Below are 15,769 nucleotides of genomic sequence, written 5' to 3' on the forward strand. Positions count from 1 at the left end.
AGACGATCGGCGCGGCCGTCACGACGGGCGCGCCGCGGCGCGGGCGACGAACCGCGCCACCGCGTCGGGCACCGCGGCCGGGTGGGTGTGCAGATACGACGCGTGCACCCCGGCGTGCACCACGCCGTCGCGCAGCGGCGCCGCGTCGCCGGCCCGGTAGACCCAGGCCGGCTGGTAGCTCTCGGTGAAGGTGATCACGGTCCGGTGGAATTCGTGTCCGACCACCCGGGCCCCGGCTGCGTACAGCGCCGAATCGGCCACCGCGACCGCGTCGCGATACGCCAGCTTCAGCGCCGCGGTGAACCGCGCCGCCCCGCCCAGCACCCCGCACATCGGGTACCCGTCGAGTTCGGAAGCCAGGTAGATCAGGCCCGCGCATTCCGCGTGCACCGGAGCCCCGGCGGCAGCCAACTCGCGGATCTGCTGTCGCACAACATCATTGGCGGAAAGATCGGCGGTGAACTGTTCGGGGAAGCCGCCGGGCAGCAGCACGGCGGCGGTGCCGTCGGGCAGCGTATCGACCAGCGGGTCGAACTCGACCACGTCGGCACCGGCCGCGCTCAACAGCTCGGCATGTTCGGCGTAGCCGAAGCTGAATGCCTTGCCCGCGGCCATTGCGACCGTGGCGCGGCCGGGCGCCGTCCCCCCCACCGCGGCAACGGGGTCCCACGGTGTGCTGGTGGTGCGGCTTGCCGCGACCGCCAGCACCGCGGCCAGGTCGACATGCCGCGCGATCAGATCGGTCATCGCCTCGACGGCGAGCCGGGCCCGCCGCCCGTATTCGACCGCGGTGACCAGGCCCAAATACCGTGTCGGCAGCTCCAATTCGGCGGTTCGCGGAATGGCACCCAACACCGGGATGCCGGTGTGCTCGCAGGCCTGTCGCAACACCTGCTCGTGCCGGGGCGATCCCACCCGGTTGAGGATCACGCCGGCGATCCGGGTTGCGGTATCGAACGTCGAAAAGCCATGCAACAGTGCGGCAATGCTGTGGCTCTGGCCGCGCGCGTCGACGACCAGGATCACCGGGGCGCCGACCAGCGCGGCGACGTGCGCCGTGGAGCCCGCCGGCGGTGTGTCGGGCCCGATTCGCCCGTCGAACAGACCCATCACGCCCTCGATCACCGCGATGTCCGCGCCGGCGGCGCCGTGCGCGTAGAGCGGGCCGATCAGCTCGTCGCCCACCATCACCGAATCGAGGTTGCGCCCGGGCCGGCCCGCGGCCAGCCCGTGGTAGCCGGGGTCGATGAAGTCGGGCCCCACCTTGAACGGCGCGACCGTGTGCCCGGCCTGGCGCAGGGCCCCGATCAAACCCGTTGCGATCGTGGTCTTTCCGCTGCCGGAGGCGGGCGCGGCGATGACGACCGCGGGGGCGTTCACCACTCGATGCCCTTCTGCCCCTTGCGGCCCGCATCCATCGGATGCTTGACCTTGGTCATCTCGGTGACCAGGTCGGCGACCTCGATCAGTCGCGGCGGGGCGGCGCGTCCGGTGATCACCATATGCTGATGGCCGGGCCTGGCCACCAATGCGTCCACCACCTCGTCGACGTCGACCCACCCCCACTTCAGCGGGTAGGTGAACTCGTCGAGCACATAGAAGTCGTGACGCTGCTCGGCCAGCCGGCGCGAGATCTCCACCCAGCCGTCGGCGGCCGCGGCCGCGTGGTCGTCCTCGCTGCCCGATTTGCGCGTCCAGGACCAGCCGCTGCCCATCTTGTGCCATTCCACCGCCGCACCGACGCCATGCTCCTCGTGCAATCGGCCCAGCCGCCGAAAGACGGCTTCTTCCCCCACTTTCCACTTCGCGCTCTTGACGAACTGAAACACCGCGACGTCGAGGCCGACGTTCCACGCGCGCAACGCCATCCCGAACGCCGCGGTGGACTTGCCCTTGCCCTCACCGGTATGCACCGCCAGCACCGGCAGGTTGCGCCGGGCCCGGGTGCTCAGTCCGTCATCCGGCACCTGCAGCGGGATTCCCTGTGGCATGGTCAGGCCGCGCCGCGGACGGCTCGTGTCAGATGGTCGGCGTGCAGTTGCTCCAGCCGGACGGTCGGTGCGCCGAGCTGGCGGGCCAGCTGCTGAGCCAATCCCAGTCGCACATACGACGTTTCACAGTCCACGACCACCGCGGCGGAACCCTCGGCCGCCAGTCGCGACGCCGCGATTCGACTGCGGCCCAACGGGTCCGGGCCCGCGGTTGCCCGGCCGTCGGTCAGCACCACCACCAGCGGACGGCGCGCGCGATCGCGGGCCCGCTCCCGCACGACCAGCTCCCGCGCGGCCAGCAGACCCTCGGCCAGCGGGGTCTTGCCGCCGGTGTCGAATCGGGCCAGCCGCCGGCCGGCGATGTGGGCCGACGAGGTCGGCGGCAGCAGCAACCGCGCTTCCTGCTGCCGGAACGTGATCACCGCGACCTTGTCGCGCCGTTGATAGGCGTCGCGCAACAGCGACAGGGCGGCACCGCTGACGGCGGCCATCCGGTCGCGGGCGGCCATCGACCCGGACGCGTCGACGACGAAGATCACCAGGTTGCCTTCGCGTCCCTCGCGGATGGCGCGGCGGATGTCACCCGGCCGCGGGCGCAGCGGTCCCGCGCCGGCCTGCTCGGCGGCCGACAGCAGAGTGGCGAACAGGTGCAGACCATGGGCGCCCGCGTCGTCGGCGCCGGCCGACGCCACGACGCTGCCCGAGGAATTGCGGGCCCGCGAGCGCCGGCCGGGCGCGCCTTCACCGACGCCGGGCACCGTCAATGCCCGGGTGCGAAACGTCTTCGACGGCGGTGCGCTGGGTCGTGTCTGGGGCGTCTGGGTTTTCCCGTTGGAAGACGACTCTTGTTGTGCGGCTGAGTCATTGGCGGACTGGCCGCCGCCGGGCGGGTCGGGATCGGGCTCCGGCTGGTCGCCGGCTTGCCGCAGCGCCTCGTCCAGCTGCTCGCGATCGATGCCCGGGTCGTCGAACGGGTCGCGGCGACGCCGGTGCGGCAGCGCCAGCTCGGCGGCCACCCTGATGTCCTGCTCGGCCACGGTTGTCGCGCCCCGCCAGGCGGCGTGCGCGACGGCGGTGCGCGCCACCACCAAATCCGCCCGCATCCCATCGACGTCGAACGCCGCACACAGCGCCGCGATGCGCCGTAATTCGTTGTCCGGCAACACAACATCGTCGACCAGTGCGCGGGCCGCGGCGATCCGCTGGGCCAGCTCGGCGTCGTCGGGGGCGTAGCGGGTGGCGAACCCGTCCGGGTCGGCCTCGTAGGCCATCCGCTGCCGGATCACCTCCGCGCGCACCTCGACGTCACGCGAAGCGTGCACCTCGACCGTCAGCCCGAACCGGTCGAGTAGCTGCGGGCGCAGTTCGCCTTCCTCTGGATTCATCGTGCCGATCAGCACGAAACGCGCCTCATGCGAATGCGAGATGCCGTCGCGTTCGATGTGCACCCGGCCCATCGCGGCGGCGTCGAGCAGCACGTCGACCAGATGATCGTGCAGCAGGTTGACCTCGTCGACGTACAGCACGCCGCCGTGGGCACGCGCGAGCAACCCGGGCGAGAAAGCATGCTCGCCGTCGCGCAGCACCCGCTGCAGATCCAGCGACCCGATCACCCGGTCTTCGGTTGCGCCGAGCGGCATTTCGACCAGGCCGGACCCGCCGCCGTTGGTTCCGGTCGCCGCGGACAACAGCGCGGCAAGCCCGCGCACGGCCGTCGATTTGGCGGTGCCCTTCTCGCCGCGGATCAGCGCGCCGCCGATTTCCGGGCGCACCGCACACAGCAGCAGCGCCAGCCGTAACTGGTCGTGGCCGACGATCGCGCTGAACGGATACGGCTTCACGGCTTGGCCGTCTGCCCGGAGCCGGGCCGCAGCATGGGGACGTGCGGCACGCCGTCGTCGATGAAATCGTCGCCGTCGCGCACAAAACCATGGTGGGCGTACATCTCGGCGAGATAGGTCTGCGCATTGATCCGGCACGGGTAGTTACCGACCTCGGCCAGCGCGGCCCGCAGCAGCCGGGTGGTGTGGCCCTGTCCGCGCACACCGCGTTTGGTGCACAGCCGCCCGATCCGGAACACCTTCTCCCCGCCCGCGTGCTCCTCCATCAGCCGCAGCGTGCTGATCACCTCGCCGTCCGCCGTCTCCAGCCAGAAGTGCCGGGTCTCGGCGAGCAAATCCCGCCCGTCCAGTTCCGGATACGGGATGGCCTGCTCCACGACAAACACCTCTACCCGTAGCTTGAGTAGCTCGTAAAGGGTCTGCGCGTCAAGGTCTTTGGCCCAGATGCGGCGTAGCGCTTCTGTCATCGGCGCCGCTCCTCCTCATCAGTTCGGTTGGCTCGCCGGCGCGGTTCATGAGCCGTTCAACTGTAATACGTTGGCGCTCCACGTTCTCACCTCGTCGTAGAGCGCCGGTTCCTCGGATAGCCGGGTCCCCAGCGAGGGCACCATCTCTTTGAGCCTGGGTAGCCAGGATTGGTAGCGGTCGGCAAAACAACTGGCCAGCACATCGAGCATGATCGGGACGGCCGTCGAGGCGCCGGGCGAGCCGCCGAGCAGACCCGCGATGCTGCCGTCCGACGATCCCACCACGGTGGTGCCGAACTCGAGGGCCCCACCCTTGCCCGCGACCCGCCGGATCACCTGCACGCGCTGACCGGCCACCGTCAGTTGCCAATCCGAATCCCGCGCGCCAGGCGCGAATTCGCGCAGCACATCCATCCGGTCGCGTTCGGTGAGGCGCAGTTGGCGAACCAGATAATTGACCAGCGTCATCTCAGTGATCCCGACCCCCAGCATCGACACCACGTTGTCCCGCCTGACCGAACGGGGCAAATCACTGACGTGACCATGTTTCAGGAACTTAGGCGACCAACCGGCATACGGCCCGAAGACCAGCCACGACTTGCCGTTGACGAACCGAAGGTCCAGATGCAGCGCCCCGAGCGGCGGGGCACCGGGGGCGGGGACGCCGTAGACCTTGCCCCGGTGCGCGGCGGTCAGCGCCGGGTTGTCGGTGCGCAGGAACCGCCCGCCGATCGGGAAGCCGGCGAAGCCTTTGACCTCCGCGATCCCAGACTTCTGTAACAGCGGCAGTGCGTCACCACCGCCGCCGACGAATACGAATTTTGCGTCCAGCTTGCGCTTTTCGCCGGTCCGCCGGTTTGCGATCCGCAGCGTCCAGCCGCCGGCATGACGGGTCAGGTTGCGCACCTCGTGGCCGAACAGCGCCGTGGCGCCGTGGCGCACGCAATAGCCGATGAGCTGCTTGGTCAGCGCGCCGAAGTCGACGTCGGTGCCGTCGGCGGCCCAGTTGAGCGCAGTCGGCTCCGAGAAGTCACGTCCGTCGGCCATCAACGGCAGCCGGCGGGCGAACTCGCCCGGGTCGTCGACCAATTCCGTCCCGGCGAACAGCGGATTCGGCGCCAGCGCCTGCTGACGGCGCCGCAGATAATCGACCTGTCGCGCGCCCTGCACGAAGCTGACATGCGGGACGGCGTTGACGAAGCCCGGATCGGTGAGGATGCCGTGCTCGACGGCATAGGCCCAGAACTGGCGCGTCACCTGGAATTGCTCGTTGATCGACACGGCTTTGGTGATGTCGATCGACCCGTCCCGCTCGGGGGTGTAGTTCATCTCGCACAGCCCGGCATGCCCGGTGCCCGCGTTGTTCCAGGGGCTACTGCTCTCGGCGGCGACCGCATCGAGTCGCTCGACCACCGTGATCGACCAGTCCGGCTCCAGCCGCCGCAGCAATACGGCCAGGGTGGCGCTCATGATCCCGGCGCCGACCAGCACGATGTCGGTGCGCGCCGTTGTGTCTGACACCGAAACGCTGGCCCTTTCTGATTCCTTTTCTAGGTCCTTTTCCAGCCGGTCATCCAGGCTATCCCGGCCGGCGCGGCCGCGCCGACCCGAACCGGCCACGACCAGCAAAAGCAGTCGCCACGCTAAGCTGGCCTGGTGACTGGCTGGGTGCCCGATGTCCTGCCTGGCTATTGGCAGTACACCATCGAATTGGGACCCGACCCCGCCGGCGAGGGCGACATCGTCGCAACCTTGATTCGGCGCGGCCCCGGCGGCGGTGACGGCGGCGGTCTCGAGCACGCGGTTCTGACGGTGCACGGTTACACCGACTATTTCTTCAACACCGCGCTGGCCGATCACTTCGCCGCCCGTGGTTTCACCTTCTACGCATTGGACCTGCAGAAGTGCGGACGGTCGCGACGCGACGGCCAGACCCCACACTTCATCACCGATCTCGCGCACTACGACACCGAACTCGACCGCGCCCTGGCCGTGATCGGCGAGCAGGCCCCCGACGTCCGGGTCCTGATGTACGGCCATTCGGCCGGCGGCCTGATCGTGCCGCTGTGGCTGGACCGGTTGCGCCGCCGAAACGCCAAGGCGCACGCGGGTATCGGCGGCTTGGTGCTCAACAGCCCCTTCCTGGATCTGCATGGCCCGGCGGTGCTGCGCCTGGGCATGACGTCGGCGATGATCGGCGGCCTGTCGCGGGTGCGTTCCAAAGTCGTGTTGCGTGGCACCAGCAAGGGCGGATACGGCACCACGCTGCACCGCGACTACGACGGCGAGTTCGACTACAACCTGGACTGGAAACCGTTGGGCGGCTTCCCTATTACCGCGGGATGGCTGCACGCCGTGCGCCGCGGCCAGGCCCGCCTGCACCGGGGCCTCGACGTGGGGGTGTCGAACCTGATCCTGCGCTCGGACCACAGCGTGACCGAATCCGCGGACGCGATGTCGATGCAACGCGGCGACGCGGTCCTCGACGTCACTCAGATCGCCCGGTGGGCGGGCTGCATCGGGCACCGCAGCAACGTCGTTCCGGTGGCCGACGCCAAACACGACGTGTTCCTGTCGCTGGAGGGTCCGCGCTCGGTCGCCTATCGGGAACTGGATCTGTGGCTGGACGGCTACCTGCGCTCCACGAACAGCGACGCCTCGGCATCGTTCGGAAAGGGGTGACGGCGTGGAGACCTACGACCTCGCGATCATCGGAACCGGCTCGGGCAACACCGTTCTCGATGACCGTTTCGCCGACAAGCGGGTGGCGATCTGCGAGCAGGGCACCTTCGGCGGCACCTGTCTCAACGTCGGCTGCATCCCGACCAAGATGTTCGTCTACGCCGCCGAGGTCGCCCAAACCATCCGTGAGGCTTCGCGTTACGGCGTCGACGCACACATCGACCGGGTGCGCTGGGACGACATCGTCTCGCGCGTCTTCGGGCGCATCGATCCGATCGGGGTCGGCGGCGAGGACTATCGCAGCTCGGCGCCCAACATCGACGTGTACAAGCAGCACACCCGGTTCGGTCCGGTCCAGGCCGACGGGCGCTATCTGCTGCGCACCGACGCCGGCGACGAGTTCACCGCCGAGCAGGTGGTGGTCGCCGCGGGGGCTCGGGCCGTGGTTCCCGCCGCGATCCTCGACTGCGGCGCGCAGTACTACACCAGCGACACCATCATGCGAATCTCGGAATTCCCAGAACATCTGGTGATCGTCGGGGGTGGTTTCGTGTCCGCCGAATTCGCCCATATGTTCTCGTCGCTGGGCGCGCGGGTCACGCTGGTGGTGCGTGGCTCCGCGTTGCTGCGGCACTGCGACGACGCCCTGTGCAAGCGCTTCACCCGCATCGCGTCGAGCAAATGGGAACTGCACACCCACTGCAACGTCGTGAGCGCCGAGAACCAGGGCTCCGGTGTCGCGGTGCGACTCGACAACGGCCACACCATCAACGCCGACGCGATGCTGGTCGCGACCGGCCGGGTTTCCAACGCCGATCAACTCGACCTCGAGCAGGCCGGCATCGCCGTCGAGGACGGCCTCGTCGTCGTTGACGAGTACCAAAGAACTACGGCGCGTGGGGTTTTCGCTCTCGGTGACGTTTCCTCGAAGTATCAACTCAAGCACGTCGCCAATCACGAGGCGCGGGTGGTGCAGCACAATCTGCTGTGCGACTGGGACGACACCGAGGCGATGGCGGTCACCGACCATCGCTTCGTGCCGTCCGCGGTGTTCACCGACCCGCAGGTCGCCTGCGTCGGACTTACGGAAAACGAAGCCATTGCACAGGGTTTCAAGATCTCGGTGAAGATCCAGGATTACGGCGACGTCGCCTACGGATGGGCGATGGAGGACACCACCGGGTTCGTCAAGCTGATCGGCGAGTGCGGCACCGGGCGTCTGCTGGGTGCCCACATCATGGGCCATCAGGCCTCGTCGATCATCCAGCCCTTGATCCAGGCGATGAGCTTCGGGCTGACCGCTCCCGAGATGGCGCGCGGGCAGTACTGGATTCACCCGGCGCTGCCCGAAGTGGTGGAGAACGCGCTATTGGGCCTGCGCTGACCTCAGCGCCGAGCCGCGGACCCGCCCTGCTGGCATTGCGGGCACAGACCCCGCAGCGTCAGCCCGGCCCGATCCGACAGAGCGAACGCACTGCCCTCCATCGCGTGCTCGAGCGCCGAGCTGAGCTGACGCGCGGGCACTTCGATGATCGAGTCGCACTGCGTGCACACCGCGTGGTGGTGCGGGGCGGTCGCCAATCCGTAGGTCGTGATCCCGCCGTCGAGGGTGAGCGCGTGCAACACCGCCTGCTCGACCAGCGTGGTCACCGTGCGGTAGATGGTGGCCACATCGGGCGGCTGAGCGCCGGCGGGCAGGCTCGCCCGCACCCGCTGGTGAATCTCCGCGACGGAGAGGTGTCCGTTCACGGGTTCGAGCACCGCCAGTACCTGGATCCGCGAGGTCATGCGCCGCAATCCGCGGGCACGCAGGAAGTCGCCGATGCGTTCGGTGACCGCGGGATCAAGCGACGACGGGTTGGACGTCACCCGCCTAGTCTTGCGCCGGATACCCCGGATTGCCAGTCTGGACCGTCCCGCCGCCGTGAGCACGCCCTGGATTCACCGGGTATCCGCGACCGCACGGGTGTAGAAACGACGTCATGGCCGCGCGCCCGGGGACCGGCGATGCATGAGCTCTCGCTGTGCGAGGCGATCGCCGGCGTGGTCAAAACACATGCCGACGGACGGCACGTCGACGTCGTCCGTGTCCGGATCGGCGCCCTGCGCCAGGTGGTCCCCGATTCGTTGGCGTTCTGCTGGACACTCGTCCGGGAGTCGGAGAACATGCCGGACGCCGAGCTGGAACTCGAGTGCGTCGGCGCCGAGGTGCGCTGCCGCGCGTGCGGCCGCCGGTCGGAGATCACCTCGGCCTGGTCGATTTGGTGTCCACGCTGCGACAGCTCCGACGTCGAGGTCGTGTCCGGCAACGAGTTCCTGGTGACGTCGCTGGACGTGTCGTGAGAAAGGGCCCGCGGCACCGTTGGCACATCGAAAGGTGTTGAGCGATGGGTAGATTTCATCGGCACGACGACGGCACCGTGCACACCCACGCGCACGAGCACGACCACGGCGATCACCGTCACTACGAGACCGGCACGCAGCGCATCGACGTACTGGAGGCGATCTTCGCCGAGAACGATGTTCGCGCCGAGGCCAACCGGGCCGCATTCGAGAGCAACGGCATCCGTGCGCTCAACCTGATGAGCTCGCCGGGCTCGGGGAAGACGACCGTCCTCGCGGCCACACTCGACGAGCTCGCCGGCCCGTTGACGATCGGGGTGATCGAGGGTGACATCGCCACCGACCTCGACGCGGCCAAGCTCAGCGGTCGCGGCGCCCAAGTGTCACTGCTGAACACCAGTAACGGCTTTGGCGGCGAATGCCACCTCGACGCGCCCATGGTCAATCGCGCACTGCCGGGCCTCGACCTACCCGGTCTGGACCTGGTGATCATCGAGAACGTCGGCAATCTGGTCTGCCCGGCGGAGTTCGACGTCGGCGAGCATGCCAAGGCCATGGTCTACTCCGTCACCGAGGGCGAGGACAAGCCACTGAAGTATCCCGTCATGTTCAGATCGGTGGATGTGGTGTTGCTCAACAAGATTGACCTGATCCCCCACCTGGACGTGGACGTGGACAGCTACATCGCGCACGTTCGCGAGGTCAATGCGACGGCGCCGATCCTGCCGGTCAGCGCCCGCACCGGCGCCGGCATGGGCGCCTGGTTCGGCTGGCTGAGACGCTTCGCCGAAGGCGCCGTGGACTGAACCCTGACTGTCTTGCAAATCATTTGCAGGACAGCGCCATTGATTCACGACGCGTGCCGGAACCGTTGACAACCCTTGAGGGCGGGAGTAGACCCAAAAACAGCGCTGCGCAAGTGGGCCGACGGTCGACTCCGGCGGCGCAGGGGCCCCAGCCCGGCCCCGGAAAGCTGCAGCATGCCAACGGAAGCAGCAGTCAAAGCAGAAGAGACGCTGATCCACGTTCTATGGATCAACGCGGGCCTCAGTTGTGACGGTGATTCGGTGGCGTTGACTGCCGCCACCCAGCCCAGCGTCGAGGAGATCGCTCTCGGGGCTCTGCCCGGTCTCCCCAAAGTCGCCGTGCACTGGCCCCTGATCGATTTCGAATGCGGACCCAACGGGGGCGCGGACGACTTCCTCGAGTGGTTCTTCAAGGCCGATCGCGGTGAATTGGAACCGTTCGTGCTTGTCGTCGAGGGATCCATTCCCAACGAGAAGATCAAGGACGAGGGCTACTGGTGTGGGTTCGGCAACGACCCCGCCACCGGTCAGCCGATGACCACCAGCGAGTGGCTCGACCGGCTGGCGCCCAAGGCCACGGCGATCGTCGCGGTCGGGACCTGCGCCACCTACGGCGGCATCCACGCGATGGCCGGCAATCCGACCGGAGCGATGGGCGTACCCGACTACCTCGGCTGGGGATGGAAAAGCAAGGCCGGGATCCCGATCGTGTGCGTGCCCGGCTGCCCGATCCATCCCGACAACCTGTCCGAGACGCTGACCTACCTGCTGTACATGGCCACCGGTCAGGCGCCGATGATCCCGCTCGACGACGCGCTGCGCCCCAAGTGGCTATTCGGCAACACGGTGCACGAGGGGTGTGACCGGGCCGGCTACTACGAGCAGGGTGATTTCGCCACCGAGTACGGCTCACCGAAATGCATTGTCAAGCTTGGTTGTTGGGGCCCGGTCGTGAAATGCAACGTGCCCAAGCGTGGGTGGATCAACGGAATCGGTGGTTGCCCGAACGTCGGGGGGATCTGCATCGGGTGCACGATGCCGGGGTTCCCCGACAAGTTCATGCCGTTCATGGACGAACCGCCCGGGGGCAAGCTCTCCAGCACCGCGTCGGGGTTATACGGATCCGTGATTCGTAGTTTGAGGGGTATCACGGCCCGAACCGTCGACAAGGAACCGCGCTGGCGCCACAAGGGCACCGAGCTCGTCAGCGGGGCACGCCGCACCTGGTAGGTCGCGGCGCGCTCGTCTTGTTTCAGCGATCTTCACGCCACCAGCCCTTGGGGCAGAGAGCAGTAATGCGATGACAACCATCATTCCCAAACCGACCGAGGAAAAAAAGGAACCGGGTCAGCTCGTCGAGATGGCGTGGGACCCGATCACCAGAATCGTCGGCAGCCTTGGCATTTACACCAAGATCGATTTCGAGAACAAGGAAGTCGTCGAGTGTCACAGCACGTCGTCGATCTTCCGTGGCTATTCGATCTTCATGAAGGGCAAGGATCCCCGCGACGCGCACTTCATCACCAGCCGGATCTGCGGCATCTGCGGCGACAACCACGCGACGTGCTCGTGCTACGCGCAGAACATGGCTTACGGCGTCAAGCCACCACACCTGGGCGAGTGGATCGTCAACCTGGGTGAGGCCGCGGAATACATGTTCGACCACAACATCTTTCAGGAGAACCTGGTCGGCGTCGACTTCTGCGAGAAGATGGTCGCCGAGACAAATCCAAGCGTGCTTGCCCTGGCTGAGAAAACGCAGGCACCGCACGCCGACGCGCACGGTTATCGGACCATCGCCGACATCATGCGCTCGCTCAATCCGTTCAGCGGCGAGTTCTATCGCGAGGCGCTGGCGGTGAGCCGCTGGACGCGAGAGATGTTCTGCCTGATGGAAGGTCGCCACGTGCACCCGTCCACGCTGTACCCGGGCGGGGTGGGCACGGTCGCGACGATTCAGCTGATGACGGACTACATGACGCGGCTGATGCGCTATGTCGAGTTCATGAAGAAGGTCGTGCCGATGCACGACGACCTGTTCGACTTCTTCTACACCGCACTGCCCGGCTACGAGAAGGTCGGGCTGCGTCGCACCCTGCTCGGCTGCTGGGGCTCCTTCCAGGATCCCGAGGTGTGCAATTTCGCGTACCAGGACATGGAGCGTTGGGGAAACGCGATGTTCGTGACGCCGGGTGTGGTGGTGGACGGCCAGCTGGTCACCCACTCGCTGGTCGACATCAATCTCGGCATCCGGATCCTGTTGGGCAGTTCGTATTACGACGACTGGACCGAACAGGAGATGTTCGTCAAGACCGATCCACTGGGCAACGCGGTGGACCGTCGGCACCCGTGGAACCAGCACACCAACCCGCATCCGCAGAAGCGCGACATGGACGGCGGCAAGTACAGCTGGGTGATGTCACCGCGCTGGTTCGACGGCAAGGACCACTTGGCGCTCGACACCGGCGGGGGCCCGCTGGCGCGGCTGTGGTCGACCGCGCTGGCCGGCCTGGTCGACATCGGCTACGTCAAGGCGACCGGCGACAGCGTGCAGATCAACCTGCCCAAGACCGCGCTGAAGGGGCCGGTCGAGTTCGAGTGGAAGGTGCCCAAGTACGGCAGCAACACGATCGAACGCGACCGCGCCCGGACCTACTTCCAGGCCTACGCGGCGGCCTGCGCGCTGCACTTCGCCGAAAAGGCCTTGGCGGAGATCCGCGCCGGGCGCACCAAGACCTGGGAGCGCTTCGAGGTGCCCGACGAGGGCATCGGGTGCGGCTTCACCGAGGCGGTACGCGGCGTGCTGAGCCATCACTTGGTGATCCGGGACGGCAAGATCGCGAACTACCACCCGTACCCGCCGACGCCGTGGAATGCCAACCCGCGCGACAGTTTTGGCACGCCGGGCCCCTACGAGGACGCGGTCCAGGGGCAGCCGATTTTCGAGGAGAACGACCGGGAGAACTTCAAGGGCATCGACGTCATGCGCACCGTGCGCAGCTTCGACCCCTGCCTGCCGTGCGGTGTGCACATGTATCTGGGGAAGGGCAAGACCCTGGAGAGACTGCACACGCCAACGCAATCACCCGCCGGGGAGTGACGATCGCAAGCGCGGCGAAGCCGGGCGCAGCGGGTCGTCACAATATTGGAGGACGCATGGCAGATCGCCCGGAAGGTCCCGACAGCGACACACAATGGCGTACTGCGGGCGATCGGATCCAGACACTGCTGGATTCCTGCGCGGCGGGTGGTGCGGCAGCGCATGAGCGCGCACAGCAGTTGGTCCGCGAGGTGGTCGGCTTGTACGGCGCCGGCCTCGAACGGATCGTGCTGTATCTTTTAGCCGGAGACCCGGCCCTAGCCGAGCGGCTGGCCACCGACGACCTGGTGGCCAGCCTGCTCCTTGTGCACGGCTTGCACCCACACGACGTGCATCGCCGGGTCTGCGACGCGCTGGACCGGGTGCGGCCGTACTTGGGCTCACACGGCGGCGACGTCGACCTGCTGGGGATCGCCGGCGGCACCGTACGGCTGGCGTTCACCGGCAGCTGTAAGAGCTGCCCGTCGTCGGCGGTGACGCTGGAGCTCGCCGTCCAGGACGCCGTTCGCGCTGCGGCGCCCGAGATTTCGGCAATCGAGGTGGTCACCGCCCAACCCGCGGCCGAGCCGTCCGTGATTCCCGCGGAATCGCTGCTGGCGCAGGTGCGTTCGAACGGTTCCCCGCCGCGTGCGCACGGGTCCCGCTGGCACCCGGTACCCGAACTGGCCGAGTTGGCGCCCGGCGAGGTGGCCGGATTCCGGATTTCGGGCGCCACGATCGTGGTGTGCCGGGTGGGCGACCTGCCGTTGGCCTACGTCGACCATTGCCCGGTGTGCGACGACACGTTGGCGGGAGCCCACCTGCGCGACACGCTGCTGGGCTGCCCGCGCTGCCGCACCCAGTTCGACGTCGTACACGCGGGCGCCGGCCCCGACGGAGCGCACCTGGAACCGTTGCCCCTGCTGCTGCGTGACGGGGTGCCATCGGTGGCACTGGCCGAACCGTTGGGAGCCGGCGCATGACAACCCCGTACGACGTGCTGGCCCGTATCCAGAGCGGCCGCGCAAATCCCGAGCCGGCCGGCGAGCGCTGCGAAATGTGCTCGGAGAGCATCGCCGACGAGCATCAGCACGTAGTGAATGTGGCCGGGCGGCAACTGATGTGTGTGTGTCGCGCCTGCTATCTGCTGTTCACCGACGCGCAAGCCGAGTTGAGCTACCGCGCGGTGCCGGACAGGTATTTGGCGTTCCCGAATTTCGCGCTGGACCGGCGCGCCTGGGACGCACTGCAGATTCCGGTCGGCGTGGCGTTCTTCTTCACCAACTCCGCGCTGCTGCGCACGGTGGCGTTCTATCCCGGCCCCGCCGGGGCGTGCGAGTCCGAGCTAGACCTCGACGCCTGGAACGCCATCCGCGCGGCCGATCCGCGGGTGGGCCTGCTCACCGCGGACGTGGAGGCGCTGCTGGTCCGGGTCAGCAACGAATACGCGCAGCCGCAAAGCTATCTCGTCCCGATCGACGCCTGTTACGAATTCGTCGGCCGCCTGCGCATGCTGTGGCGCGGTTTCGACGGCGGTCAGGAGGCGCGGCGGTTCATCGACGAGTTCTTCGCCGCGATCGCGGCCCGCGCTTTAGAAACGCCACTGGAGACGCCGCGATGAGCGCCGAGGTGGCTTACCACGTTCTAGACGTCGCGCCCGAACCGTACGCGGTCAGCCCGGTGCTGACGGCCCGCGTCGGCGTCGTGGCCGACGGGGACCCGGTGCACGCCATCGCGCTGCGCGCTCAGGTCCGCATCGAGCCGCCGCGCCGGTCGTACTCCGACGACGAGGCCGCCGGGCTGATCGACTTGTTCGGCCCGCGCGAGCGCTGGGCGAGCACCCAGCACGGGTTCCTCTGGCAGCACTGCACCGCGATGGTGCCCGGATTCACCGGACACACCACCGTGCAGCTTGCGCTGGACTGCACCTACGACTTCGAGGTCGCGGCGTCCAAGTATCTGCACGCGCTGCGCGACGGCGCGGTGCCGCTGCAATTCCTGTTCAGCGGAACCATATTCGTCAAATCCGACCGCGGCTTCTCGGTCCAGCAAGTGCCATGGGACCGCGAGCACCGCTACGACATGCCGGTGCAGGCCTGGCGGGCACTGATCGCGCAGCACTATCCCAACACCGGCTGGGTCCGGCTGAATCACGAGACCATCGCCGCGCTGGCCAACTACAAGTCGGTACAGGGCATGCTCGACCTCGATCAGGCGGTCACCTCGCTACTGGATCGCGAACGGACCACGGCATGACAACGTCGAGCTGGGACCGCGCCCGCGCCGTCGCCGACGCGGTGCTCTACGAGGGTTATCTGCTCTATCCGTACCGCGGCACGTCGAGCAAGAACCAATCTCGTTGGCAGTTCGGGGTTCTGGGACCGCCCGGGGCGGCCGCGGAAAGCCTGGGCGAAGACGACGGGTTGGCGGCGCAGTTCCTGGTCGAGGGAGCCGAGGCGCTCACGCTGGTGGTGCGGTTTCTGCAGTTGCAGCACCGCCGGGCCGAACGCGCCGCCTCCGACGATCGATTCGAACCGGTTGCCGAGCTCGCCACGCCGGC

Annotated in this window: 15 protein-coding genes and 1 pseudogene; 10 read left to right on the forward strand and 6 right to left on the reverse strand. The window is 67.7% G+C overall.

Features of this window, described 5'->3' with window-relative positions:
* Nucleotides 1-18 precede the first annotated feature (18 nt).
* From AC5Y5O_RS23565 to mqo, 5 genes are read right to left on the reverse strand one after another with little or no spacing between them, the layout of a single operon-like run.
* Entirely contained in the window at nucleotides 19-1,380 is a 1,362-nt protein-coding gene (locus AC5Y5O_RS23565; protein ID WP_500027681.1) for a cobyrinic acid a,c-diamide synthase CobB, read from the reverse strand.
* Nucleotides 1,377-1,991, reverse strand: coding sequence for a cob(I)yrinic acid a,c-diamide adenosyltransferase (gene cobO, locus AC5Y5O_RS23570; protein WP_096286206.1), 615 nt, complete (start codon nucleotides 1,989-1,991; stop codon nucleotides 1,377-1,379). The genes AC5Y5O_RS23565 and cobO overlap by 4 nt, the downstream gene beginning before the upstream one ends.
* A gap of 2 nt (nucleotides 1,992-1,993) precedes the next feature.
* On the reverse strand, nucleotides 1,994-3,832 hold the full coding sequence (locus AC5Y5O_RS23575) for a magnesium chelatase subunit D family protein (protein WP_096286204.1): 1,839 nt from the start codon (nucleotides 3,830-3,832) through the stop codon (nucleotides 1,994-1,996).
* Nucleotides 3,829-4,299, reverse strand: a complete 471-nt coding sequence (locus AC5Y5O_RS23580; RefSeq protein WP_096286202.1) for a GNAT family N-acetyltransferase — start codon at nucleotides 4,297-4,299, stop codon at nucleotides 3,829-3,831. The genes AC5Y5O_RS23575 and AC5Y5O_RS23580 overlap by 4 nt, the downstream gene beginning before the upstream one ends.
* Before the next feature lie 45 nt (nucleotides 4,300-4,344).
* Nucleotides 4,345-5,769 (reverse strand): malate dehydrogenase (quinone), encoded by a 1,425-nt coding sequence (gene mqo, locus AC5Y5O_RS23585; RefSeq protein ID WP_423790888.1) that lies wholly within the window; start codon nucleotides 5,767-5,769, stop codon nucleotides 4,345-4,347.
* Between the two features lie 186 nt (nucleotides 5,770-5,955).
* On the opposite strand from mqo, the gene AC5Y5O_RS23590 reads away from it, so the two are divergent.
* The gene (locus AC5Y5O_RS23590; RefSeq protein ID WP_243393838.1) at nucleotides 5,956-6,981 is read left to right on the forward strand and encodes an alpha/beta hydrolase; all 1,026 of its coding nucleotides are present in this window, start codon (nucleotides 5,956-5,958) and stop codon (nucleotides 6,979-6,981) included.
* A gap of 4 nt (nucleotides 6,982-6,985) precedes the next feature.
* Nucleotides 6,986-8,365 (forward strand): mycothione reductase, encoded by a 1,380-nt coding sequence (mtr, locus tag AC5Y5O_RS23595; protein ID WP_096286198.1) that lies wholly within the window; start codon nucleotides 6,986-6,988, stop codon nucleotides 8,363-8,365.
* Between the two features lie 2 nt (nucleotides 8,366-8,367).
* Here mtr and AC5Y5O_RS23600 read toward each other — a convergent pair whose 3' ends face one another.
* Nucleotides 8,368-8,850: a Fur family transcriptional regulator gene (locus AC5Y5O_RS23600; protein WP_096286196.1), complete on the reverse strand. Its 483-nt coding sequence runs from the start codon at nucleotides 8,848-8,850 to the stop codon at nucleotides 8,368-8,370.
* A gap of 138 nt (nucleotides 8,851-8,988) precedes the next feature.
* Here AC5Y5O_RS23600 and AC5Y5O_RS23605 point away from each other — a divergent pair, with 138 nt between their 5' ends.
* The 8 genes and pseudogenes from AC5Y5O_RS23605 to AC5Y5O_RS23640 all read left to right on the forward strand — a co-directional run.
* Nucleotides 8,989-9,324, forward strand: coding sequence for a hydrogenase maturation nickel metallochaperone HypA (locus AC5Y5O_RS23605; protein ID WP_096286194.1), 336 nt, complete (start codon nucleotides 8,989-8,991; stop codon nucleotides 9,322-9,324).
* 44 nt (nucleotides 9,325-9,368) lie between these two features.
* A complete protein-coding gene (gene hypB / locus AC5Y5O_RS23610) occupies nucleotides 9,369-10,130 on the forward strand; it encodes a hydrogenase nickel incorporation protein HypB (protein ID WP_096286192.1) in 762 nt (253 codons plus the stop codon).
* A gap of 174 nt (nucleotides 10,131-10,304) precedes the next feature.
* Entirely contained in the window at nucleotides 10,305-11,360 is a 1,056-nt protein-coding gene (locus tag AC5Y5O_RS23615; RefSeq protein WP_096286190.1) for an NADH-quinone oxidoreductase subunit B family protein, read from the forward strand.
* A gap of 70 nt (nucleotides 11,361-11,430) precedes the next feature.
* The gene (locus AC5Y5O_RS23620) at nucleotides 11,431-13,230 is read left to right on the forward strand and encodes a nickel-dependent hydrogenase large subunit (protein WP_096286188.1); all 1,800 of its coding nucleotides are present in this window, start codon (nucleotides 11,431-11,433) and stop codon (nucleotides 13,228-13,230) included.
* A gap of 56 nt (nucleotides 13,231-13,286) precedes the next feature.
* Nucleotides 13,287-14,192, forward strand: a complete 906-nt coding sequence (locus AC5Y5O_RS23625) for a NifU family protein (protein ID WP_096286186.1) — start codon at nucleotides 13,287-13,289, stop codon at nucleotides 14,190-14,192.
* Entirely contained in the window at nucleotides 14,189-14,830 is a 642-nt protein-coding gene (locus AC5Y5O_RS23630; protein ID WP_096286184.1) for a DUF5947 family protein, read from the forward strand. The genes AC5Y5O_RS23625 and AC5Y5O_RS23630 overlap by 4 nt, the downstream gene beginning before the upstream one ends.
* Nucleotides 14,827-15,465, forward strand: a complete 639-nt coding sequence (locus AC5Y5O_RS23635) for a DUF6084 family protein (protein WP_096286182.1) — start codon at nucleotides 14,827-14,829, stop codon at nucleotides 15,463-15,465. The genes AC5Y5O_RS23630 and AC5Y5O_RS23635 overlap by 4 nt, the downstream gene beginning before the upstream one ends.
* Nucleotides 15,462-15,769, forward strand: a pseudogene (locus AC5Y5O_RS23640) (hypothetical protein); the annotation flags it as partial. The gene AC5Y5O_RS23635 and the pseudogene AC5Y5O_RS23640, both read left to right, overlap by 4 nt.

It is taken from the genome of Mycobacterium sp. NGS40 (assembly GCF_059812735.1).

What these genes read in the sequence shown, in the direction of transcription:
- cobO (WP_096286206.1), bottom strand. Translation starts at nt 1,991, where the DNA reads ATGCCACAGGGAATCCCGCTGCAGGTGCCGGATGACGGACTGAGCACC.
- AC5Y5O_RS23580 (WP_096286202.1), bottom strand. Translation starts at nt 4,299, where the DNA reads ATGACAGAAGCGCTACGCCGCATCTGGGCCAAAGACCTTGACGCGCAG.
- mqo (WP_423790888.1), bottom strand. Translation starts at nt 5,769, where the DNA reads ATGAGCGCCACCCTGGCCGTATTGCTGCGGCGGCTGGAGCCGGACTGG.
- AC5Y5O_RS23605 (WP_096286194.1), top strand. Translation starts at nt 8,989, where the DNA reads ATGCATGAGCTCTCGCTGTGCGAGGCGATCGCCGGCGTGGTCAAAACA.
- hypB (WP_096286192.1), top strand. Translation starts at nt 9,369, where the DNA reads ATGGGTAGATTTCATCGGCACGACGACGGCACCGTGCACACCCACGCG.
- AC5Y5O_RS23615 (WP_096286190.1), top strand. Translation starts at nt 10,305, where the DNA reads ATGCCAACGGAAGCAGCAGTCAAAGCAGAAGAGACGCTGATCCACGTT.
- AC5Y5O_RS23620 (WP_096286188.1), top strand. Translation starts at nt 11,431, where the DNA reads ATGACAACCATCATTCCCAAACCGACCGAGGAAAAAAAGGAACCGGGT.
- AC5Y5O_RS23625 (WP_096286186.1), top strand. Translation starts at nt 13,287, where the DNA reads ATGGCAGATCGCCCGGAAGGTCCCGACAGCGACACACAATGGCGTACT.
- AC5Y5O_RS23630 (WP_096286184.1), top strand. Translation starts at nt 14,189, where the DNA reads ATGACAACCCCGTACGACGTGCTGGCCCGTATCCAGAGCGGCCGCGCA.
- AC5Y5O_RS23635 (WP_096286182.1), top strand. Translation starts at nt 14,827, where the DNA reads ATGAGCGCCGAGGTGGCTTACCACGTTCTAGACGTCGCGCCCGAACCG.